The following is a 21842-nucleotide window of genomic DNA, read 5'->3' on the forward strand; positions in this document are numbered from 1 at the left end:
TGTACTTCGTAGGGGCCCAACTGCTCATATACTCCAGCTACCATGCTGGATTCACGAAATGAATCCCTCACCCGATTTGTGCAACAAAGCCGGGTCAAAGAAGAACTTGGTGAAAGCGGGACGGCCATGGGGACCGAAACCAAATCACCATCGCCATCAGAACCGACCTCGTATGGCTCGATCCGAAACGCGACTGGTGCACCCTTCGGGATACTTCTCTGCTTTTTCTGAACAATGAACACTGCGTTTTCAGAACCAGCACCTTCAGCCGGTTGCAGGGTGAGCAGCGTGTCGATGTTTGCAGTCAGCGCAGAGGAGCCACGAGGACGACCGCTGTCGCTCGTGCCAACATGGTGAATAAACAGCACATGCGCGCCTGTTGCTTTCGCCAACCGCTGCGCGTTCCCAATGACTCGGCTCGTATCACGGGCTGAGTTCTCATCTCCGTCGCCGATACTCAGGTTGAGCGTGTCGATGATGATCAACAGCCCATCGCAACCCCAGTGTTTGCGAAACGCTGTGGCGTATTCGCCAAACTCATCAACCTCGCTTTGGTCCTGCATATCCAGCGCCATATCGAAGACTTCGAAGGGGGCCGTCCCTGCCGGGGCAAAATTCATGTGTGGGTATGCCCTTTCCGAGATTCCTTCTGCATCCTCGGCGGCAACATAAATCACCGCAGATCGTTTCACGCGCATTCCGCCAACTTCATGGCCCATCGCCACTTTCGAAGCATAGCAAGCGATGATGGCCGACTTCCCCATGTTTGACGGCCCTGCCAGCAATCCAACTTGCCGAGCCAGGAGCAAACCCTTCACTATGTAAGAGCGGTTCAGATCAGGTGTGAACTGATTGACCAAAACGGATTGACGATCTTGAAATGATGGAGCCGGAATACGGCAGTTCGAGTTGGTATCTTCCAGGAGCTTCACTATATTTACCTCAATGTTCGTTGCTTCTTGGCGGCCTGCGGTTAGGTTTTCCCGGCGGCCAAAAAGTAATTGGGTCCGCTTTTGTCCGGACCAAAACAAAACAAGAATATTTTTTTGGACGGACTGGACGCCCTCCCTTTATGGGAGGCGTCCAGTCCGCCCGAACAGCAACAGATGCAATCCAAGGAAACGCTACTACTGAGGAGGCAGCACGCCAGCTTCAGCAAGAGCCTTGCCCCACAGCTCCATCAACTCGGAACGCGCCTCGAAATAGTCGCCACGATTATAGGCGCGCTCGACTTTGCTCCCCACATCATGCGCAAGAGAATACTCCTTCACCTCCCGCGAGAACTTCGTCTGCTCCTCCGCGAACTGACGAAACGAAGTTCTAAATCCATGCACCGTCAACCCAGGTCGGCTTGTCTGTAGGACCTTTCGCATGGTGTTTTCTGACAACATTTTGTCAGGTCTGGCGGGGGAAGGGAAAATGAGGCTGTCGGGGCCAGTCTTGAATTTCTCGGCTCGTTCCAAGAGCAGTTGCGCCTGGATGCTCAGCGGCACCGAAAAGGCTTCACGGGTTTTCATGTGGCCTTCAGGAATGTCCCAAACAAACTTGCATTCGTCGATCTCATTCCAACGCGCTTTTCGCACCGCTCCCGAACGGACCGCAGTGGCAATAGTGAAGCACAGCGCCAACGCGCCAACCTCTTCCTTTGCCTTGAATTCATCAAAGATCGACGCGGCTTCCAACCAATCGGCGGCTTTGAAATGCTGAACCTTGGGGGCCTCGTTCCTTCGATTTTTTAGAACATCCGCTACAGGGTTCCCATCAGTCCTGATTTCTGTTTCGAGCGCATAGTCAAAGACTACCCCCATTCTTTGCCGAACCCGGCGGGCAGTTTCGTGCTTGGCCTTCCAGATCGGATTGAGGATGGTGAAGATGTCCGCCCGCGAAATCAGATGCACTGGCTTTTTTCCGATGACAGGTGAAGCATAAGTCCGAAGCGTGTTGATCCACTGATCGACATGCTTTCCGTTGCTGCTCTTCGGAATGATCCATTCCTGATGAACGCGCTCAGCCAGCTCGTCAAATGTGATGAAAAGCTTTGCTGATGTCTCGGTCTGCTCTATTGGATCACCACCACCACGCGCCATCTTTCGGAACTCGTCCGCTTTTTGCCTGGCTGTCTCCAAGCTCACCACTGAGGTCGAACCAAGGCCAAAATCACGCCGCCGCCCTTGCACAGTTATTCGCAGCAACCAGCGGCTTGCGCCGGAAGGATCAACAACAAGATACAGCCCACCCCCATCGGTGTGCCTTCCTGGCGGTGCCTTCTTGATCATAGAAGCTTTGAGTCGTCGTTCAAAATGACGCCCCTTCGCCTTGCCGCCCGGCGCGCCTTTGCCATCACCTGAAGTGCTCAAATCTCCCCCCCCCCCACAATTCACCCCACAATAATCGCATCCACACTGGATCCAACGAATGGGAAAAATCAAGCAATTTCAAAGCCTGAGCGGTTGCTCAGTTCTGAAAATACGCCATAAATTGGGGTAATGGCGGAGACGAAGGGATTCGAACCCTCGAGACCCTTCCGGGCCTACTCCCTTAGCAGGGGAGCGCCTTCGACCACTCGGCCACGTCTCCGCTGACGGGTATATCCGTGCAAGCGGCGGATATACAAGGCCAATTTTCAATGATTTGCGATTTTTCTTTGAGAGGCCTGAAACCCTTGGAATCGCTCCAAATCGAGCAGGTGGAGGTCAGCTTTCGGCAAGGTTCGGTCAATTCTTTATGCCGATAACACCTACTGGCTTGGCTCGCCTGCGCTGAATCACCTTTGGGCGGTGACCCAGAAGAAAAGGGGGAAGTCGTTTCCGCCTCAGCCTGAAAGAACCCAACTCCGCTCTGACCGGAGGGGCGGGCATGAAGAGCAGCACACCAAATCACAATCCCCCCTGTGAAGGCTGTGCCCGACCAGTTTGCGGTGAACACCAGCATTGCTCCAGCAAAGGCAATGCTGCGATAGACCAGCGCCTTTCCCCATCTGCTGCCAAGGTCAGAGAAACCGCCCTGTACTGGAGTGAAGCCAGAGAAGCAGCATAGGGCATTTCTCAATGCCAGATCAGTCATGCCGACATCCACGGGCCCGAAACGATATCGATGGCAGGATGTCTGGACCCTAGAGGAGGCTGGTCGCACCCAGCTTTGGCTACGCCATGCTCGTTTTCCAATACCAGGAAATCTGATCTGTACTTCTAACCAGAATGACTAAGAGTTTGAAATATTTGCGGAACCGAATTCGGAACGACCGGGAAGTCACCGGCACCGTTCTTTGGCAAGAATCCGACAACTGTTTTCTCAGATATTCCAACAATCATACACAACGTCATACGAGCTCGAACGTCATGCGCGACGATATCGGCCATGAGGTGACTCCAAGCCTTTCACGGGTCAACAAAAGACGACAAGGTCGGTTCCTGTCATCAGATCCGTGACACGGATCTCTTGTAGCCGGGAAGGAGTGACTTAGTTGGGCTCAGCAGGCGTTTGGGTCAATGTTGCGATGGAAAAGTCAAACATCTCTGTGGTTTTACAGGGGGGGAAGTGGCGGACCGAGGAGGATTCGAACCCCCGACCCCCTGATTCGTAGTCAGGTACTCTATCCAGCTGAGCTATCGGTCCACTAAGCGCGGGGTTTAAGGTTCCTGCTGGGGAGATGCAACCTAAATCAGGGGGCTCAACACAGCTTTTTGCGAAAACAATTTCCCGGGATGGTTTTACACAAAAGTCGCCGCGCGGGGAGGTAGTCCGGTGGCGACTTTTTAGGGAACTTTTGTGCTGCGATCGGTGATCGGGGAAATGTTTGTTGTCACACTTGACAATTTTTGACTGAGAGTTATTTGTCAGCTATGACAATAAACGAGGCCGCCATGTCCCGACCCAGCCTAAAAGACCAGCGATCTGAGCAAATCCTTGATGCCTACCTGACTTGTGTGGCCCGGTTTGGGCTTGAAGGAGCAACCCAGGAACGTATTGCTGCGGAGGCAGGAGTGAAGCGCCCTTTGCTGAGGCACTATCTTGGAAACAAGGAACAGATGATATCGGCGCTGACCACCTATGTGGACGAAAGCTTTGCCGCGTCGACCGAAGCTCTTGCCGTGGCCTTTGCAGAGATCAGCACTCCGGTGGAGTTGGTTGAGCTGATCTTTTCAAAGGGTGCGGCAAGTGATCCGCGCCTAATGCTTGCCTGGCAGGCCCTCACGGCCTCGGTTTCTGATCACCCGGAGATGCGCAATCCTTTGTTGGAGAGCCTTGCGCGGTTTCTTGGTGTGATTGCTGACGCATTGCAGCGTGTTGCCCCAGGGGTAGATGGCGGCCGGATCCGTGTCGTAGCCCAGGGGATTGCAGCGCCTTACATGGGGCTTGATGCCATGTCACCGCTGTGCCCGCCCGTCGAATGGCGCACAGAATTGAAACAGGCGGCGACCCTTCTTGCCGCCAGTCTGGAGGTGGACCAGTGAGCCGTACAAGACTGATCAACTATCTTGCCTTGCCTGTGCTGCTGGCGGGAGCCGTCCTGGGGTACTACTGGCTTTGGGGACTGCTGTTTTTGTGGTGGCTGGTGCCCTCTGTCATGACCGGGCAAACGGCACTGGTTTTTGACATTCAACGCGATGAAGATCCCGTCCTGTTTTGGGCGGTGGTGATCATATGGGCGCTTTTTGGGGCCATGATGATCGCTGCCAGTCTTTTTCCCGCCTATTCAATCTGGCTTGTATGAGAGGTCGCCATGACACCTTTGGATATCAAAACGCCGATGTACCACCTCCTGCCTGTCGATGCCTATACCGCGCAGGACTGGTTTGATCACGAACAACGCCAGATCTTTTCGCGTACATGGCGCTATGCCGGGCTGGTTGAAGATATCCCGGAACCGGGGCATTTCCTCGCGGTGCAGGCGGGGTTGAACAATCTTTTTGTCGTGATGGGGCGCGATCACCGTCTGCGCGCCTTTCACAATATCTGTCGTCATCGCGGCACCCAGTTGATCCGCGCTGTTGGGAAAACACAAAAGGCGCTGACCTGTCCCTATCACGACTGGACCTATGATCTTGAGGGCAATCTGATTTCGGTGCCGGATGAGGCGAAAGAATATCCGGATGGTATCGACAAGAGCTGCCTGGGCCTGAAGCCGGCTGCGGTTGATGTATGGCGGGGCATGATTTTTGTGCACCCGGATCCCACACCACCCAGTCTGGCTGAATGGTTCGGTGAGGTGGATCCCTTGCTGGGGCCGCATCAGCCGCAGGAATTGGTCGAATACCCGGAGGCGCGCCGAACTTACGAGATCAAGGCGAACTGGAAGATCGTGGTCGAGAACTACATTGACGTCTACCATCTGAGCCATCTGCATTCGAATACCCTGCATATGTATGACCACGCTCGTGCCGAATTTGGCTGGAAGGGGCCGCATTATCATTTCTGGGAGCCTCCGGCGGCAGACTACGCCAAGGCGTTGGAGAGCAATCTGCCGACGCCGCGGGTGATCCCGGAGCCGCATGTCGGGGCCTGGGTGCCGATGCTGTTTCCCGGTATTGGGCTGGGTGCCAGTGAAGACAGCTGGAGTATTTTTGTCATCACTCCCCTGGCTCCGGATCTGACCCGGATCGAAAATCGCACCAAGCTGGCAAACGCGTCTGCCTGGCAATTCCAGAAACAACTCTGGAAGAGCAGTGGGTTCTGGAAAGACTTTGGTGGGGCAAAATATCAGGGTGATGACGTGACAGGGAGCGAGGATCCGATGGCGTCCGGAGACTTCACGGCGGAAGACGTCTATGCCTGCGAGCAGCAGCAGAAGTCCCTGACCAGCCCCTATCTGGAAATTGGGCCAGCATCGCAGGGCGAAAGCCCGATCCTGCGCCATCAGCAGGCGGTTCTGAATGCGCTCGGAGAGACAAAACAATGACGTTCGAACGTATCCCGGCGACAGCTCCGGTACGGCCAACCCAGGAGGGGGACGGCTTTCACGTTTTGACGGTGGTGAGTCTCGAACGTGAGATAGACGGCGATGCTGCCAGCGTCAGCTTTGAGGTGCCGCCGGACCTGGCACCCTGCTTCGTCTGGTCAGCAGGTCAACACCTGACACTGCAGCTCGTCGTCGACGGACAGAAAATACGCCGGTGCTACACAATCTCCAATCCTCCGGGACAGCCATTGCGGGTCACGGTCAAGCGCGCCAGTCAGGGAGGTGTGTCGGCCTATATCTGTGACAAGCTCGTGGTTGGGGACCGGGTGGAGGTGATGCCGCCGTCGGGTAATTTTGAACTGGTCGCCGACAGGCGGTTGCGGCGAACACATTATTTCTTTGGTGCGGGCAGCGGCATTACCCCGCTTTTTGCCATGATCAATGAGATGCTGACGGCAGAACCATATTCCACGGCGCATTTGATTTATGGCAACAGCGATGCCGGTAGCATTCTGTTTCGCCAGCAGCTGGAGGAGCTTGCACAGATTTATCCAGGCCGTTTCACGCTACGCCATGTTCTTTCCGAGCCGTCAATGTGGCACTGGCTGACGCCATGGCGGCAGGGCCGCGTCGATGCGGCCGCTATCAAGGCCGCCCTGACCGAAACACCGCCAGTGGCACAGGATGTGCAGTATTGGATCTGTGGACCCGGGCGTATGAATGCAGATGTTACATCAGCACTGATGGCTTTGGACGTGCCCCGGTCGCGCATTCATCTGGAAAACTTCGGCGCAGGCACGCAGCAGGACACCAGTGTGACCGGTGTGGCTGCGACGGCCAGGGTCACCTTGAATGGCAGGACACAGGATTTGGCTATTGCAGCTGAGCAGACCTTGCTGGAGGCGGCCCGTGCGGCGGGTTTGTCTCCTCCTTTCCACTGCCAGTCGGGGGTCTGTGGTGCCTGTAAGGCCAGGTTGACCCAGGGCGAGGTGCACATGCGTGCCCACATGGCCTTGCAGGAGGAGGAGATCGAGCAAGGGGTTATCCTTACCTGCCAAAGTGTTGCGCTCGCTGACCAGATTGACGTCTGCTTTGAGGGCTAGGGCGGTGTTGCTTTGCTCCGAGGCTTCCTCTGGGTCTCATGTTTAGACTTAGGGATGGGCCTGTAAAATCAGCTCGCTGGCCTTTTCGCCGATCATGATGGCGGGCGCATTGGTGTTGCCGCTGACGATTTCTGGCATGATCGAACAATCGGCAACCCGCAAGCCCCCGATCCCGTGAACGCAGAGATCCGCGCCGACCACGGCATCTGCAGACTGTCCCATCTTGCAGGTGCCTGTCGGGTGGTAAATAGAGGCCGTATTGTTGCGTGCCCAGTCCAGCGTGGCTTCATAGTCGTCGATGTCGAGGCTGGCATGGGGGCGGAATTCCTCGGAGATTTTGGCAGTAAGCGGGGCGTGGCGGGCGATGCTGCGGGCAATATTCACTCCTGCCACGATGGTGCGGCAGTCGGTTTCCGTCGAAAGGTAGTTTGGAATGATCCGGGGGTAGTCTTTGGGATCGGCAGAGCGCAGGCGAATTTCGCCGCGCGATTCCGGGCGCAGCTGGCAGACGGACATCGTGAAGGCCGAAAACCTATCCGCGCCTTTGCCGGGGTTCTCGGCTGACAAAGGCTGTACATGGAACTGGATATCCGGAGTTTCCAGATCCGGTCGCGTTTTCAAAAAACCGGTCGCGAGACTAGCGGCCATTGTCATCGGCCCGGCCCGGAACATCAGATACTTCAAGCCGATCTTTGCCTGCCCAAAAAGCGAGCTGACCTCATCATTCAGGGTCGGCTCGTTACATTTATAGACCAGCCGCGCCTGCAGGTGGTCCTGCATATTCTTGCCGACACCGGACAGATTGGCGATCACCTCGATGCCGTTTTCGACCAGGTGTTCGGCCGCGCCAATGCCGGACAGCATCAGCAATTGCGGAGAGTTGATGGCGCCGCCCGACAAGATGATCTCTCGGCTTGCCTTGAGTGTCTGCACCTCGCCACTGCGATCCGTGTAGCGGACGGCTGTGGCGCGCTTGCCTTCTATTACAATGCGTTGCACATGCGCGTGGGTGATGATCTGCAGATTTGGGCGGGCCTTCACCGGGTTCAAAAAGGCTACCGCCGAAGAGCAGCGGCGCCCATTGCGCGCGGTAAGCTGGAAAAAGCCGACGCCCTCTTGGTCGGGGCCATTGTAGTCGGGGTTGAATTTGTAGCCTGCCGCCTGTGCGGCTGCGACCCAGGCATCAGTTATCGGGCGCTGGATGCGCATATTTGAGACCGAAAGAGGCCCCCGGTCGCCGTGAAAGGCGTCGCCGCCGCGTTCGTTGTTTTCTGATCGTTTGAACAGTGGCAACACGTCATCCCAGCCCCAGCCCTGGTTGCCCATCTGGCGCCAGCGATCATAGTCCTGGCTTTGGCCGCGCACATAGAGCAACCCGTTTAACGAGGATGATCCACCTAGCACCTTGCCGCGCGGCCATTCTATGGATCTGCCGTTCAATCCGGGGTCCGGTTCGGTCTTGTAGCACCAGTCTACCTTGGGGTTGTGAATGGTTTTGAAATAGCCGACCGGCACATGGATCCAGGGATTTGTGTCCTTGCCGCCGGCCTCAAGCAGGACGACCTTTTTGGTCGGGTCCGCACTGAGACGATTGGCAATAACACAGCCCGCAGACCCTGCTCCGATAATGATGAAATCAGCCTCCAAAACTCGTCCCTCCAGTTGGCGTCGAAAAAAACTCTATGCAAATTGCATGAATTAGACTAGCTTTTTTTGAGATGAAACGTCTCAATAATGCTCACTTAGGGAGGAAGACTATGGGACTCAAGGAGAATCTCAATTTTATCTCGCGGCGAGACCTGTTTCGGGTTGCTGGCCGCTATGGCATGAGTTCGACGCTTTTGGCGGCGGGTGGCTTTGGAGGAGCCATGAGCCTGGCCAATCTCGCCTCGGCTGCCGAGTCGACCTATGACAAGCGGTTTTCAAAGCCCGCTAAGCACACGCTTAAGTTTGGTGCGGCTGGTTTTAATGCGCAGAACCTGCTGATTGAACGGGCAGGGGCCTTGGAATTTGCCCGCGATCTGGAAAGTCGCACGGATGGGGAGATCCGTATTGAATTCATTGGCAATAACCAGATCTGTGGTCAGACCTCTTGCGTTGAGAAAACCCAGCAAGGCATCGTTGATATCTATGCGGCTTCGACGCAGAACTCCGCCGGCGGCGCACCCTATCTGAACGTGCTCGACTACGCCTATATGTTCCCCGGCCGGGCGTCGCAGTATCATTTCCTCTATAGCCCTGAATCCCAGCGTATCCTGCGCGATCCACTGGAAAAACGGCACGGGCTGAAGTTCCTGTTCAGTCATTGTGAGCTGCGCGGCATTCAGCTGGGTCTTGGCTGGGAAGACAAGCCAACCGTGACCAAGCTGGAGCAGCTGTTTGGCACCAAAAACCGCGTAACGGGCACTCAGCTGGGCCGGATTGCCATGCAGGCGCTGAACCTCAACCCAGTGCCCGTTGCCTGGGAAGAAACCCTGGATGGGCTTAAGCAGGGTCTGATTGATGGGGCTGAAACCTGGGCCTCGGCTGTGGCCTACGCCAATATGTCGCCTGTGGTCAGCCAGTCGGTAGATCTGAAATTCTTCTGTGGTACCGAGCATACCTCGATGAGCGCTTCGGTCTTTGACAGTCTTGAAGGCTATCTGCAGGATGCGGTGATGGAGAGCGCCTATTGGGCCCAGACCCATGTGCAGGCGGCGAACGAGGCCGCACTGGTCAAGACGGTCGGCCATTCGGACCCGCAGATGCCGGGGACCATTTTTGCCGAAAATAACGTGCGCAATGCTTTCTTGGCGGACGACCAGATCAAAATGGCCGAGGAAATGTGCTCGCCCGAGTTCCAGCCGCAGCTCTGGGAGCAGTGGCGCGAACGCCTGAACGGTTGGGCCGGTGGCATTGATACCTATCAGGAGATCTACGACATCGCGCGGCAAGTCCCCAAAGACATGAAGCCGGAGAACGTCGAGCCCCGGCGCTGGTGGAAATCCTGAACGCGCGATACCCTTTCAGGTAGAAACAATAAAAGGTCGGCGCGCGATGATGCGCCGATCTGCTTGTCCGTAAAGACCGGAACAGCCCGGCGGACATCAGGGAGGAAGACATGGCACTCTGGTCAGAGATCAGTGATATTTTTCGTGCATTTGCATCACAAGACAGCTGGGAAATCCGCAATGCTCTCAAATCCGAGGGCGCCTGGGTCTTTGGCACCATAGCGACGGCACTGGCCGGATTGGTGATGCTGTGGATTTACAAGCTGCTGCCCTTGCTGGACCGGCATCTGGAGCGGACCATCATGGTCTACAGCTATCTGGCGATTGCTTTTATCATCTTCTGGGGTGTCATTGACCGGTTCATTTTTTCCAATCAGCAACCCTGGTCGACAACCATTCCGCCGCTGCTGTTCATGATCATGGCCTGGTTTGGAGCAGCCTTTAACGTGCGTCTCAGAACGCACCTTAGTTTTGCCGAGTTTCGCACGGTGATGCCACGTCGGGGACAAATGGCCTGTCTCATTCTGGATGCGGTGCTCTGGTTCATCTTTGCGGTCATCGTGCTGGTCACCACCTCGCGGATGACGGCGCTGTCGGCTTCGAACTTTCAGATCGTGCTGGGCACCGACAATGTCATGCAGTGGTGGTTTCTGATCACCGCGCCTTTGTCTTTTGTGCTGATGGTGGCGCGGGTTTTTGAAAACCTGATTGAAGACTTTGCCAATTGGCGCTCTGGCGCGCCGCTGATCAAACAGGCTGTGATCGGAGGAGACATATAATGACTGATGGGTCTTGGGTCACACTGATCTCGCTTGGGGTCACGTTTTTGTTCATGCTGGGCGTGCCGGTTCTACTGGTGATTGCCTATTGGGTGATCGGTTGCTCCTTTGTGCTTGGGCTGACGCTCGACAACATGGGCGCTGAGCTTTTGAACGTCTTCAACAAGGGCTTTGCCCTGCTTGCGATGCCGCTGTTCATATTGACCGGGGATCTGATCAATCAATCTGGCATTGCGCGGCGATTATCTGATTTCGCCTATGCCTGTCTGGGATGGCTCAGGGGCGGGCTTGCCATGGCATCGCTTGGGGCCTGCGGGTTGTTCGCGGCCATTTCGGGCTCTAACTCAGCGACCACAGCCACCATCGGGTCCATGCTGCACCCGGAAATGGTCAAGGGCGGCTACGACGAGCGCTTTTCGGCGGCCACGGCGGCGGCGGGCGGCACAGTCGGGATTATCATCCCGCCTTCGATCATCTTTATCGTCTATGGCTTCTTGCTGAACCTGCCGATCTCAGAGCTGTTTGTAGCCGGCATTCTGCCCGGGGCCCTGATGGTGATTGGCATGCAGCTGGCCTGCTGGATCATCTGCCGCATCAATGGCTGGGGTCATCTGATCCCGCTGCAGCTGACCCGTGTGCTGAAAACCGCCTTTGGGGCCTGGCTCGGCTTTTTTGCCATCGGCCTGGTGCTTTGGGGTATTTACACAGGTAAGTTCTCTCCAACCGAAGCGGCTGGTGTCACCGTGGGCTTTTGCGTCATTGCCGGTCTCGTTAGCTATCCTCTCAACCGCATAATGGGGTCTCGACGCGACAAGCCGATAAGCGAGAAAACCTACGCCGAGATGCTGGTCGTCGAAGGTTTCACCATTCCGCAGATCCCGTCGGTGGTGGTGCGCTCTGCTCAGATTACCGGCATTCTGGCACCGCTGATTGCGATTTCGGTGGTGATGCAACAGATCCTGTCGCTGCTGGGTGCGCAACAGACCATCGGCGATTTTGTTACCTCAATGGGCGGCTATTACGCAGTGCTTTTTACCTCGATGGTGATCGTGTTCTTTTCCGGCATGGTGCTCGAAAGTCTGCCGGTGACAATCATCCTGGCCCCGATCCTGGCACCTATTGCCGCTTCGGTGGGGATTGATCCGATCCATTTTTCGGTGATCTTCCTTGTGGGGGCCTCTATCGGCTTCATCACGCCGCCCTACGGTCTCAATCTCTATGTGGCATCCGGGGTGACGGGCGTTCCATACTTCCGTTTGCTGCGCTATACGGTGCCTTACCTTGCAGCGTTGATCTGCGTGTGGATACTGGTGTCTTTGGTACCGGATCTGGCCCTGATCTTGCTGCCCAACAGATAAATGTGATGTAATGCCTGACGATAGTTCTTCTTCCAAAGATCCGCAGATCCCAACAAACCTACGGCTGCTGTTGATCCTGGAGGAGGTGGCCCGTCTGGGCGTCGCCGTCAAACCGGCGCAACTGGTCGATGCGATGGGCCTGCCAAAACCAACACTGCACCGGTTGTTGCAAACCGCCGAGGCCGAAGGGTTTTTGCAGCGTGACCTTGATGGGCGCTCCTATGGTCCGGGGCCGCGGCTGCGGGCCCTGGCCGTCAACACAATGTCGTCGGAACATCTGCGCACGGCGCGACTGGCTATCCTGCGCCGCGTTGCCGAGGAAATCGGCGAGACTTGCAACCTGGCCACCGCCGATCGCGAGGGCATGACCTATCTTGACCGGGTCGAAACCAAATGGCCGCTGCGTATTCAACTGCCGATTGGCACCCAGGTGCCCTTTCATTGCACGGCAAGCGGCAAGATGTATCTGTCAAGCCTGCGCCCTGCGACCTTGAAAGGCGTGCTGTCAGCGCGTCCCCTTGAGGCACAGACAGAAAAAACCATCACCTCCACCGAGGCCCTGCAGGCTGAGTTGAAAGCGACACGCGCGCGGGGCTATTCCACCGACGATGAGGAATTCATGATCGGCATGGCCGCCATAGCCGTTCCGGTTCTGGACCCGCAGGACCGTCTGCTGGCAACGCTTTCGGTACATGCGCCAACCCAGCGGCATTCCCTGTCCCAGATCATTGATTTCTTGCAGCCGCTGCAGGCTGCGGCAGAACAACTGGCGACTCTTTATAGTGGCCAACTGGCGGATGCGCCCTAGAAGGCGCACCCAAAGCGCTCTGCATATTCCTGGTGTGTAACGGAGACTGAAAACGACGGTTTTCTTGAGTTTTGATTTCCCTCAGGGCTATAGTTAACAAAAAGTAAACAGGCCCACTCCGGTGGATAGTGAAAACCACAAAAAGCAGTGCAGAAATGTCCATCACCAAAGCCTATGAAGACGTCCTTGAAATTAGCGGAGTGAAAATTCCTCTGGCTCCGAAGGTTGTAACGCCTCGGGTTGAAGAACTCATGCGGAGCGGGGGCTACGGCGGCGGCATCTGTCGGGTCATTGGCAAGACTCTGCGTGCCGGTGATCGGGTTCTGGAGTTGGGGGCGGGCATCGGCCTGATTTCTTCTGTTGTAGCGCAGGTCGAAGACCTTGAGACCGTGACGGCGGTGGAAGCCAATCCGCAACTCATCCCCCTGATCACCGAGACTTTTCGCCTGAACGGGGTCTCGGATGTCACGCTGCGCAATGGGGTTGTTGTTGCCAGTCACCAGAAACGGACACCGTTCTATCTGCGCGAGGATTTCGCCACCTCATCGCTGGCGGTGGATGCACAGGCCACCACGAAACGTAAACATTTGCCCTGCTTCAATATTGGTGAGTTGATTGAAGAGACAAATCCCACCGTCATCATCTGCGATATTGTTGGGGGTGAGCTGGGGTTGTTTGAGGGTATCGATCTGTCAGCTGTGCGCAGCCTGCTCCTGACGGTGCATCCTGAAATCTACGGCAACGAAGCCCTAGATGACATAACGCGTAGCCTTAAGACGCAGGGCCTGGTCCTGGATATGCCTGAAAAATTGGATGGACCTGATAAAACATCGACCTTGCACTGCTATCATCGCGGAGTGAAGCGGCCCAAACCCCGCTCCCAGGCCTTGCCCTTTGAGTCTGGAAAGCCGGAACTGACTGGCCTGCAGGACAAGCCTTGGGATCCGCAGACGGCCCGGTTTCTGGTGACAACCTGCATGAAGGACGAAGGCCCGTTTATTCTGGAATGGCTGGCCTGGCATAAATCCATCGGCATCCAGGATTTTGTGATCTTCACCAATGATTGCACCGATGGCACCCATCTGCTGTTGCAGCGCCTAGATGAAATGGGAGAACTGCGGCATTTGCCAAACCCGGCCTTGGCCAGCGCGAGCCCGGCGTTTCAACCCTATGCCTTAGCCTATACGCCGTATCTGGCAGAGTTTTCACGCGCTGATTTCTACATCTCCATGGATGTGGATGAATTCATCAATATTCGCCTTGGCACTGGTCAGATGTCTGATCTTCTGACCAAGACTGGCCCGTTTGATGCTCTGTCCATCAGCGAGTTGAACCATGGCAGCAATCATGTCGAAGGGTATGAACCCGGTTTTGTGATCGACCAGTTCCCGAAGCACCAGCGCGAAAGCCCCGGTAAATTTCGCGCCCATCGCGGGGTCAAAACCATTGTCCGGCTTGGGGAAAAGCTCAAACATATTCGCAACCACCGCCCGGATCTGCACAGTGATACAGGCCCCGTTTCATGGCTGGACGGGGCGGGGCGCCCGTTGCAAAGCCTGCACGAAGACCCGACGCAGAACGGCATCGATGTCCGGGGAAGCTATGATCTGGTCTCGCTGGATCATTTTGCCCTGCGCTCACTGCATTCTTATCTGGTGAAGATGTTTCGTGGTGATGTCGTGGTAAAAGACAAGATGGTTTCGCAACGCTATTGGCGCAACAGGGATCGCAACAGTGATCTTACTTCCAGCTTTGAGCGGCAGCGAAAGGGCTTTGAAAAGGTGTACAAACGTCTTCTCAAGGATAAAACTCTTGCTGCGCTCCACGAAGAATGCTGCACCGCACACCAAGACCGTATCAGCGAATTGCTAGGGGATCCGGTGTTTCAGCTGCGCAAGCAGTGGATCCACGACAATATCTGGTCCCCCGAAGTCCCCGAGGCCAAGGACGACTGATACTGCGGTCGCGCATTCGGCCGTACGCTTCGCGTCGGGCCTTTTAGATGGGTCTGTAAAAGGCTGCTCAGGGAAACGGCCAGGCGCCAATGATGTGCATGTGCGAATGCAAAAGCAAAATCCAAATCAGAAGACCAGCCAATACACGCCGCAGTAACTGACCTGCGTTTTGCCGGAGCCAGTGGCGCTGGATCAGAGGGCGCAGAGAGAGAACCGAGGTCTGGTCAAAGAAACGATCCGCATCCGGGCCGAGACGTCGGCGGGTTTTACGGTCAAACCCCCAAATCGCGATCAGAGGAAAGGCGGCAAAGCTGGCAAACAACACCACATGGGCCAGATCGCCATTGGCGATCAGATGCGCTGTGGCCCACAGAAGCAGTCCCAGCAGCAGCGGGTGTCGGCTGACTGCCGCAAAGCCCGGGTTTTCTGGATCAAATGCCCGACTGGCAGAACCACCAAGTGTTTCCGGGTTGGCGACGCCAAAACCACAGGTGGTTAAAATGCAGGCCAGCGGCACCACCAGATTGGGCAACCAACGCATCCAGGGCTGTTGCGGCCAAAGCTCGACAAACGGGGCTCGCCCGGCAGCGATAATGACCCAGGCCAACAGGAACAGCGACACAACTCCATAGGCCGAAAAATAGCTCCGGCGCCCAAAGCGTGCGATGAGTGTTTCACGCAGCCCCCAAAGACGGGGGACAAAATGGCTGCTGAGAAAGGCAAGCATTGCCAGGGTGAAAGCAGCCCAATCCGTCATCGTCTTTCGGCCTCTTTGATCAAACGCACGATATGGCGGCCAAAATACCAGCTGGCCGGGATGCCTAAGGGCAGGCCCCAAACCAGTGCTTCATAGGGTGTCAGCGCCCGCCATCCAAGGGCTTGCGTGATCAGGGAGGCGAAAAACAGATTGACCGCCGCCGCCCCTGCACCAAAGGGATAGAGCGCTGCCAAAAGTCGCCAGGAGGGACGATCTGTCATCGACGATTGACCAGAATATGCACAGCCCCCAGTGCCAGGATCAACGCGATCGAGGCCACGAGAAATGTCACTTCGGCGGCCGCGGTCTGTGGGAGTGGGATCGGGCGTTGAAAGCCTTCGGCCAAAACCGGCAGGGGCAGCAGCGCCATCAGGACGAGAAGAAGATGTTTCATATCAATGCTCCATGGTGAGGGATTGGTAGATTTCTGGTAGCGCGCGGGGCAGTCGGGCGGGGTCGGGCAGCAGGGTGAAACCGGCGCGGCCAAAAATGCGGGCAAACCAGTCCTGACCATCTGCGTCGATCACGACGCCATGCACGGCCTGACCCAGCGCGCGGGCTTCGCGCACAGCCATGCGGCTGTCTTCGATGCCATGCACGCCTTCATAGTGATCCAGATCATTGGGTTTGCCGTCCGTCAGCACCAGCAACAGCCGACGATCAGACCCTTCCTCGGCCAGCTGGGCAGAGGCATGGCGGATGGCGGCGCCAAGACGGGTGTAGTGACCGGGTTTGAAACTGCCGATGCGGGCGGTGATTTCTGCGCTCATTGGGTCGTCAAAACTCTTGGCGCGGGACATGAAAACGCGATCACGCCGCAGTGAGGAAAATCCCCAGATCGCCAGCCGGTCGCCAGCCGTTGAGATCCCTGCCGCCAGCGCCGCGAGCGAGTCGCGGGCAGTGTCGATGACCGGGCGGTCCTTGACCACCGCCTCAGTCGAGCGGGAGCAATCCATCAGCACGGCAACGCTGAGGTCGCGTGCCATAGGGCGGCTGGCCTGCCAGATGCGGTCGCTGCCCTCTTGTCCGGCAGCAAGATCGACTTGGCTCGCAACCACCGCATCAAGATCGAGATCATTGCCATCAAGCTGGCGCGCCAGCGTCACCCGGCGCGGGTGCAGTGGCGCAAACTGTCGGCTGACACGCGCCACCAGTCGCGCGTCGGGGGAGAAGCTGTCAGCAGGGGCCGCGTCGCTTGCCAGGATACGGCAATAGGAGGGCATCATCTCGCCACTTCGGTGGTTCCATTCCGGATAGGTGAACTTGCCCGCCAAGCGCTCCTGTTCGGCCTCTTGTGGTGACAGGTCCAGCGACAGACGCAGGCGCGAGGCAGCGCGTTTGAGGTTCTGTGACAGGGTGATCTGGTCCTGATCCTCGGCCGCCTTTTGAGCGTTCTCATTGTCGTCATCGTCGACCATGCGGTTGATATTCAGACTTTCGGCCCAGGACATGATCGATTCAAACCGGTGCATGATAAAGCTGTCGCGCCGATTGGCCTGATCCCGCTCTTCGCGCTTGCCTTCCTTGCGGCTGGCCATGGCAAGGCCGGGATTGCTTTGCGGCTCTGCTGGATCTGCAGCCGCACCTTTCCCAGTTGAGCGTGACAGCAAGCGCAGCCAGATCGGTACCGGTTGATAGGTTTGATAGCCGCGCGGTGTCACCATGCTTTGGGTTGGAAGTTCGGGAGCGGACGCGTCCCTGTGCAACTGCCCTTCAATCACCGCTTCGATCAGGCGTTCGAGCCTTGGCAGACCACTTCGGGCACGGCTGTGCGACAGCTCCTGACAAAAACTGCGATAAGAGAAGCGCAGGCCGGGGCAGGCAGCATAGGTCGCACGCACGGCAAGGAAATTGGCGCCGACCGTGGCTTGATCATTTTTGAAGGCATCTTCATGCCCGTCCGGAACAATGACATGCGCGGCCATTGCTGCCAGCCAAAGATAGGCCTGCCGGTTCAAGCTGCGACTGGAAAATATCGCCATCACGGGGGGCAGACGCAGGCGCGCGCCATCAAAATCCGCCACATGCTCCATTTCGCGGGCGGTGCCGATGCGGCGTAGCGGGTCCAGCCGATGCGCCGATGCGGCAGCGGGGGATTCGAGGATCTCGATGCCACCGGCCCCGCCAAAGCCCTTGAATAGCATGGCGATGCTGGTGCGCATCTCTGCCAGTGTGACGGCGGCCTCAGCATGCCCGCCTTTGGCACCAAAGCCACTGGCCATGTCATGCCAGAGATTACCAACGGTCTCTTCCGGCTCCATCAGATCAAGCGGGCGGATCATCACATCACCCGTAGACGCTGGCGGCGAGGTCGCGCAGCGCTTGGCAGACGTCTTCCTCGTCACTGAGGGGCGCGATGATGGCGGCCTCGAGTGCGGCCTCGACGCACAAGCCTTTGGCCATCAGGGTGGCGGCATATATCAGCAGCCGGGTCGAGACACCTTCCTCAAGATCCATCCCCGACAGATTACGGATGTGCCCGGCCAGACGCACCAGATTGGCAGAGCGTTCGGCGTCCAAACCGCTTTCAGCTGCCACCACCGCGGTTTCATCCGCAGGCGCCGGAAAGTCGAAACTTGCGGAAAGGAAGCGCTGCCGGGTCGAGGGTTTCAGCTTTTTCAGGATGTTCTGATAGCCAGGGTTGTAGCTGGCCACCAACATGAAACTCTTGGGTGCCACCAGCTCTTCGCCGGTTCGGTCAATCACCAGGCGACGACGATCATCGGTCAGCGGGTGCAGGACCACGGCGACATCTTTGCGGGCTTCGATCACCTCATCTAGATAGCAAATGCCGCCTTCGCGTACCGCGCGGGTCAGCGGCCCGTCTACCCAGATGGTCTCGCCGCCCTTTAGCAAATAGCGGCCAATCAGATCGGCAGCCGACAGATCATCATGGCAGGCAACTGTGTGGAGTGGCAGACCAAGCCGGGCTGCCATGTGTTCAACATAGCGGGTCTTACCGCAGCCGGTCGGCCCCTTCAAAAGAAGGGGCAAACCATTGTCATGGGCCATCTCGAACAGCGCGCATTCATTGCCTGCGGGCTGATAGAATGGCAGGTGTGGTGTGTGGATCGCGTTCATGGCTTATTCTCCGGGCACAGCATTGGGGCCGGGTTTCACCACTTCGCGGCGCACCACCAGCTGGCTGTAGATGAACAGAAGTGCTCCGATGACAAAGACCGCGCCGGCACCCAGACGCATCATGTAGAAAAGGCCCAGCTGGTCCTGCACATCCATGTAGTAGTCGCCAACGATGCGTTGCATATGGGTCTGGATGGTGCCGGCAAAGGTTAGCACAAAGGTCATGAAGGCCATACCACCGGTCATCAGCCAGAACGACGTCATGTTGAGCACTTGATTGAAGGGATCACGTCCCCGCAGGATTGGCATCGCATAGGTAAAGATCGCCAGGTTCATCGCCACATAGGCACCGTAAAAGGCGAGGTGGCCATGGGCTGCGGTGATCTGGGTGCCGTGGGTATAGTAGTTGACCCCGTGCAGCGTATGCAGGAAACCCCAGACGCCAGCGCCAAAGAAGGCCACCGTGGATGCGCCCAGCGACCACAGCAAGGCGGCCTTGTTAGGATGGTTCTTGCGACCTTTCCAGACCATGATGAAGGCAAAGCACATCATCGCAAAGAAGGGTGCGACCTCAAAGGTCGAAAAGATCGAGCCGATCCACTGCCAGTAGCCCGGTGTGCCGATCCAATAGAAGTGGTGACCAGTGCCCAGGATGCCTGAGAACAGGGCTGTGGCGACGATGATATAAAGCCATTTTTCAACAACTTCGCGGTCGACACCGGTGAGTTTCAACATCAGATAGCCAAGGATCGCGGCCATGACCAATTCCCAGGTGGCTTCGACCCAGAGATGCACCACAAACCACCAATACATTTTATCAAGGCTGAGGTTGTCGGGGTTGATGAAGGCAAAGACCCAGAGCAGGCACAGGAGCCACAGACCCATCAGCAGGATATTGGTGATCGCGGTCTTGCGACCGGCCAGCACGGTGAGGGTGATATTGATCAGGAAAATCACCGCAGCAACAAGAATGCCGAATTTGACCCAAAGCGGCTGCTCCAGGAACTCACGCCCACCGTGGATACCCACAAGGTACGAGCCGACAGCACCCAGGGTGCCAACCACCAGAATGGCGAGTTGGATATAGGCCAGTTTCACTGAAAACAGCTCGCGCTCGGATTCTTCGGGCACTAGGAAATAGGCGGCGCCAAAGAAGCCCAGTAGGAGCCAGACGATCAGGGCATTGGTGTGCAGCATGCGGATGATGTTGAACGGCAAAAGCTCACTCAACGTGTTGGGAGAGACATAGATCCAGGCGGCCAAGAGCCCACCCAGTACCTGAATGGCAAAGAGTCCCATGGCCGCCATGAAATAGGCATAGGCCACTTTTTGTGATTGGTATTTCATTTGATTTCTCCCTTAGCCCGCGTCATTCGGTGGCCAGTTCTGGGTATCGGTCTGATCCGCCCAGCGTAGGAATTCTGACAGCGCACGGGTTTCGTCCTCGGTGAGGTTGAACTGCGGCATCTGGCGGCGACCCTCAACACCCGAGGGCTGGGACTTCATCCAGCCATCCAGCGCTTCAAAGGCTTCTTCGGGATCTTCGAGCACATCCCAGCGGGTCATCACATTGCCAACTTCGGGTGCAAAGTAGGCGCCTTCGCCATGGAGCGTGTGGCAGTTGATGCAGGAGTGGCGCTCCCAGATGTGTTTGCCTTTGACCACCTCTTCGCTCAGCTCCATCCCGGCGGTGGACTTTTCCACGATGAAGCGGTGGCTTTGCACGGTCATGGCCACAAAAACGACGACGAAGAACAAGGAGCCTCCGTAGAACACGTTCCTGGCCCGCGCTTTGGTAAGTATTTCTGACATTTCGCGGTCCTGAGTAGAGTTGCGGATGTCAGTGTCTAGCGCGGCCGTCGGGCCAGGATGTTGTGCAAACGCAAAGAAGACAGGGGTTGCCTCGGTCACTCTGTACCGCAAGGAGACCCGGGATATGGTGACAGTTGACACGGAAATGCGGGCGACATGGCCAGAGAACGTGCCAGAGAACGTGCCGGAAAAGCTACCGGAGATGATGCTGGTCGACCTGCTGACCTGTTGGCCGCACAGCGCCGAAGTGTTCTGGCAATACAAAATGCATTGCCCTGGGTGTCCGTTTGCACGGTTTCACACGGTTCAGGAGGCCTGCCGGGAACACCGAACCCCAACAGATGAGTTCTTGGCCGCTCTGGCTCAGGCCCTGAGAGCGGGGCCAGGCTGATATGGGGCAAGCTGATAGGCGAGGATGGAGATTAGCTTTGCGCTCCGCTGAGCAGCAAAAGCCGGTGGGGGTCGGTCACAACGATACGTTTGCGTGCCGATTTCACGATACCTGATTTTTCCCAGGCTGACAGCAGACGGCTGACAGTGTGCAATGTAGTGCCGGTCATTTCGGAAATGTTCTGGCGGGTGATGGGAAAGGCGATTTCGACACCGCCGTCTACCTTGCGCCCCGATTGGCTGACCAGCCGCAACAGGGCTGCCGCCACTCGACGTTCCACTGCCTGGGTCGCGAGTTCGGTAATCCGGGTCTGCATCTCACCAAGGCGCGCGCCCAGGGTTTTGTAGGTTTCGGTAGCAAAGCTGGGGTAGTTCTGCGTGAACTCCTCCCACAGGCGTACAGGCCAGGACAGCGCCAGAGATTCCGTGGCAGCCATGGCGGTTGCGGGGTAGGTGTCGCGCTGCAGTGCAGGGGCTATGCCGAACAACTGGCCGGGAGAGATATGCAAAGCAATGATCTGCTCACCCTCGGGGGTGGTGCGTATCACCCGTAAATATCCATCCAAGAGCAGGAAAAAACGGTCAGCGTCCTGGCCTTCGTGAAAGATGGCGGATTCGTGATCGTAGCGTTTAGGGGTTGCCTGATCGAGGATAGCGCGGATCTGTGCACGGTCTAGCGCTGAAAATGGCGGCAGGTCGGTCAATAGGCTTTCGTCAAGCTGGGCCAAGGTATCTCCGTACTGCAAAAAAGTTGCGCTTCAGGCTCAAGTTTTGGGCACAAGTTTGAGGCAGAACAACGTTGCCTGCTCGTTGATACCGCATAGCTGAGGCAGAGAAAATACCAAGCTGCCAGATCATTGGTGAAACCAGCTGATCCTATTCCTCTTAGTCTGCCCATGTAGTGTCTTGT

The 21842-nt window shown here is 56.9% G+C and carries 22 protein-coding genes and 2 tRNA genes; 10 read left to right on the forward strand and 14 right to left on the reverse strand.

The window, feature by feature from the left end:
- The 5 genes from PH5382_RS17820 to PH5382_RS17835 form a co-directional block, all read right to left on the reverse strand.
- On the reverse strand, window positions 1-932 hold a 932-nt coding region (locus PH5382_RS17820; protein WP_156414960.1), incomplete at its 3' end, for an AAA family ATPase.
- Between the two features lie 195 nt (window positions 933-1127).
- A complete protein-coding gene (locus PH5382_RS17825) occupies window positions 1128-2357 on the reverse strand; it encodes a tyrosine-type recombinase/integrase (protein WP_058335745.1) in 1230 nt (409 codons plus the stop codon).
- A 130-nt stretch (window positions 2358-2487) separates the two neighbouring features.
- A tRNA-Ser gene (locus PH5382_RS17830) sits at window positions 2488-2577 on the reverse strand.
- Window positions 2539-3063 carry a hypothetical protein gene (locus PH5382_RS19835; protein ID WP_156414961.1) on the reverse strand — a complete coding sequence of 175 codons (525 nt, stop codon included), beginning with the start codon at window positions 3061-3063 and terminating at the stop codon, window positions 2539-2541. The genes PH5382_RS17830 and PH5382_RS19835 overlap by 39 nt, the downstream gene beginning before the upstream one ends.
- 475 nt (window positions 3064-3538) lie before the next feature.
- Window positions 3539-3615: transfer RNA gene (locus PH5382_RS17835), tRNA-Arg, on the reverse strand.
- A 248-nt stretch (window positions 3616-3863) separates the two neighbouring features.
- Here PH5382_RS17835 and PH5382_RS17840 point away from each other — a divergent pair.
- The 4 genes from PH5382_RS17840 to PH5382_RS17855 are packed head-to-tail and all read left to right on the forward strand — an operon-like array spanning window position 3864 to window position 7002.
- Window positions 3864-4454, forward strand: coding sequence for a TetR/AcrR family transcriptional regulator (locus tag PH5382_RS17840; RefSeq protein ID WP_156414962.1), 591 nt, complete (start codon window positions 3864-3866; stop codon window positions 4452-4454).
- A complete protein-coding gene (locus tag PH5382_RS17845) occupies window positions 4451-4714 on the forward strand; it encodes a hypothetical protein (RefSeq protein ID WP_058335747.1) in 264 nt (87 codons plus the stop codon). The genes PH5382_RS17840 and PH5382_RS17845 overlap by 4 nt, the downstream gene beginning before the upstream one ends.
- 9 nt (window positions 4715-4723) lie before the next feature.
- A complete protein-coding gene (locus PH5382_RS17850; RefSeq protein ID WP_231751929.1) occupies window positions 4724-5899 on the forward strand; it encodes an aromatic ring-hydroxylating oxygenase subunit alpha in 1176 nt (391 codons plus the stop codon).
- Complete coding sequence (locus PH5382_RS17855; RefSeq protein ID WP_058335748.1) at window positions 5896-7002, forward strand: 2Fe-2S iron-sulfur cluster-binding protein; 1107 nt, start codon at window positions 5896-5898, stop codon at window positions 7000-7002. Before PH5382_RS17850 ends, PH5382_RS17855 begins: the two co-directional genes overlap by 4 nt.
- Before the next feature lie 48 nt (window positions 7003-7050).
- Here PH5382_RS17855 and PH5382_RS17860 read toward each other — a convergent pair whose 3' ends face one another.
- Window positions 7051-8649 (reverse strand): GMC family oxidoreductase, encoded by a 1599-nt coding sequence (locus PH5382_RS17860; RefSeq protein WP_058335749.1) that lies wholly within the window; start codon window positions 8647-8649, stop codon window positions 7051-7053.
- Between the two features lie 110 nt (window positions 8650-8759).
- Between PH5382_RS17860 and PH5382_RS17865 the strand changes: the two genes are divergently transcribed.
- The 5 genes from PH5382_RS17865 to PH5382_RS17885 all read left to right on the forward strand — a co-directional run bounded on the left by PH5382_RS17865 (window position 8760) and on the right by PH5382_RS17885 (window position 14892).
- The gene (locus PH5382_RS17865) at window positions 8760-9992 is read left to right on the forward strand and encodes a TRAP transporter substrate-binding protein (protein WP_058335750.1); all 1233 of its coding nucleotides are present in this window, start codon (window positions 8760-8762) and stop codon (window positions 9990-9992) included.
- A 110-nt stretch (window positions 9993-10102) separates the two neighbouring features.
- The gene (locus PH5382_RS17870) at window positions 10103-10771 is read left to right on the forward strand and encodes a TRAP transporter small permease (protein ID WP_058335751.1); all 669 of its coding nucleotides are present in this window, start codon (window positions 10103-10105) and stop codon (window positions 10769-10771) included.
- Window positions 10771-12129 (forward strand): TRAP transporter large permease, encoded by a 1359-nt coding sequence (locus PH5382_RS17875; RefSeq protein ID WP_058335752.1) that lies wholly within the window; start codon window positions 10771-10773, stop codon window positions 12127-12129. Before PH5382_RS17870 ends, PH5382_RS17875 begins: the two co-directional genes overlap by 1 nt.
- A 10-nt stretch (window positions 12130-12139) precedes the next feature.
- Window positions 12140-12937 carry an IclR family transcriptional regulator gene (locus PH5382_RS17880; RefSeq protein WP_058335753.1) on the forward strand — a complete coding sequence of 266 codons (798 nt, stop codon included), beginning with the start codon at window positions 12140-12142 and terminating at the stop codon, window positions 12935-12937.
- 155 nt (window positions 12938-13092) lie between these two features.
- Window positions 13093-14892, forward strand: coding sequence for an FkbM family methyltransferase (locus PH5382_RS17885; protein ID WP_058335754.1), 1800 nt, complete (start codon window positions 13093-13095; stop codon window positions 14890-14892).
- Window positions 14893-14959: 67 nt separating this feature from the next.
- Here PH5382_RS17885 and PH5382_RS17890 read toward each other — a convergent pair whose 3' ends face one another.
- From PH5382_RS17890 to PH5382_RS17915, 7 genes are read right to left on the reverse strand one after another with little or no spacing between them, the layout of a single operon-like run.
- Complete coding sequence (locus PH5382_RS17890; protein WP_058335755.1) at window positions 14960-15649, reverse strand: NnrU family protein; 690 nt, start codon at window positions 15647-15649, stop codon at window positions 14960-14962.
- Entirely contained in the window at window positions 15646-15870 is a 225-nt protein-coding gene (locus tag PH5382_RS17895; protein ID WP_058335756.1) for a hypothetical protein, read from the reverse strand. Before PH5382_RS17895 ends, PH5382_RS17890 begins: the two co-directional genes overlap by 4 nt.
- Complete coding sequence (locus tag PH5382_RS20060) at window positions 15867-16043, reverse strand: hypothetical protein (RefSeq protein ID WP_197410075.1); 177 nt, start codon at window positions 16041-16043, stop codon at window positions 15867-15869. The genes PH5382_RS17895 and PH5382_RS20060 overlap by 4 nt, the downstream gene beginning before the upstream one ends.
- A gap of 1 nt (window position 16044) precedes the next feature.
- Window positions 16045-17931 (reverse strand): nitric oxide reductase activation protein NorD, encoded by a 1887-nt coding sequence (locus PH5382_RS17900; RefSeq protein WP_058335757.1) that lies wholly within the window; start codon window positions 17929-17931, stop codon window positions 16045-16047.
- Window positions 17932-17935: 4 nt separating this feature from the next.
- Window positions 17936-18730, reverse strand: a complete 795-nt coding sequence (locus PH5382_RS17905) for a CbbQ/NirQ/NorQ/GpvN family protein (RefSeq protein ID WP_058335758.1) — start codon at window positions 18728-18730, stop codon at window positions 17936-17938.
- A gap of 3 nt (window positions 18731-18733) precedes the next feature.
- The gene (locus PH5382_RS17910) at window positions 18734-20077 is read right to left on the reverse strand and encodes a cbb3-type cytochrome c oxidase subunit I (RefSeq protein ID WP_058335759.1); all 1344 of its coding nucleotides are present in this window, start codon (window positions 20075-20077) and stop codon (window positions 18734-18736) included.
- Window positions 20078-20089: 12 nt separating this feature from the next.
- Window positions 20090-20542: a c-type cytochrome gene (locus PH5382_RS17915; protein WP_058335775.1), complete on the reverse strand. Its 453-nt coding sequence runs from the start codon at window positions 20540-20542 to the stop codon at window positions 20090-20092.
- Window positions 20543-20666: 124 nt separating this feature from the next.
- Between PH5382_RS17915 and PH5382_RS20065 the strand changes: the two genes are divergently transcribed.
- Window positions 20667-20933, forward strand: a complete 267-nt coding sequence (locus PH5382_RS20065; RefSeq protein ID WP_058335760.1) for a DUF1858 domain-containing protein — start codon at window positions 20667-20669, stop codon at window positions 20931-20933.
- Window positions 20934-20964: 31 nt separating this feature from the next.
- On the opposite strand, the gene PH5382_RS17925 is transcribed toward PH5382_RS20065, so the two are convergent.
- Window positions 20965-21660 carry a Crp/Fnr family transcriptional regulator gene (locus tag PH5382_RS17925; protein ID WP_058335761.1) on the reverse strand — a complete coding sequence of 232 codons (696 nt, stop codon included), beginning with the start codon at window positions 21658-21660 and terminating at the stop codon, window positions 20965-20967.
- Window positions 21661-21842: the final 182 nt, after the last annotated feature.

This window comes from Phaeobacter sp. CECT 5382 (assembly GCF_001457775.1).
In the GTDB taxonomy this organism is placed as follows: domain Bacteria; phylum Pseudomonadota; class Alphaproteobacteria; order Rhodobacterales; family Rhodobacteraceae; genus Pseudophaeobacter.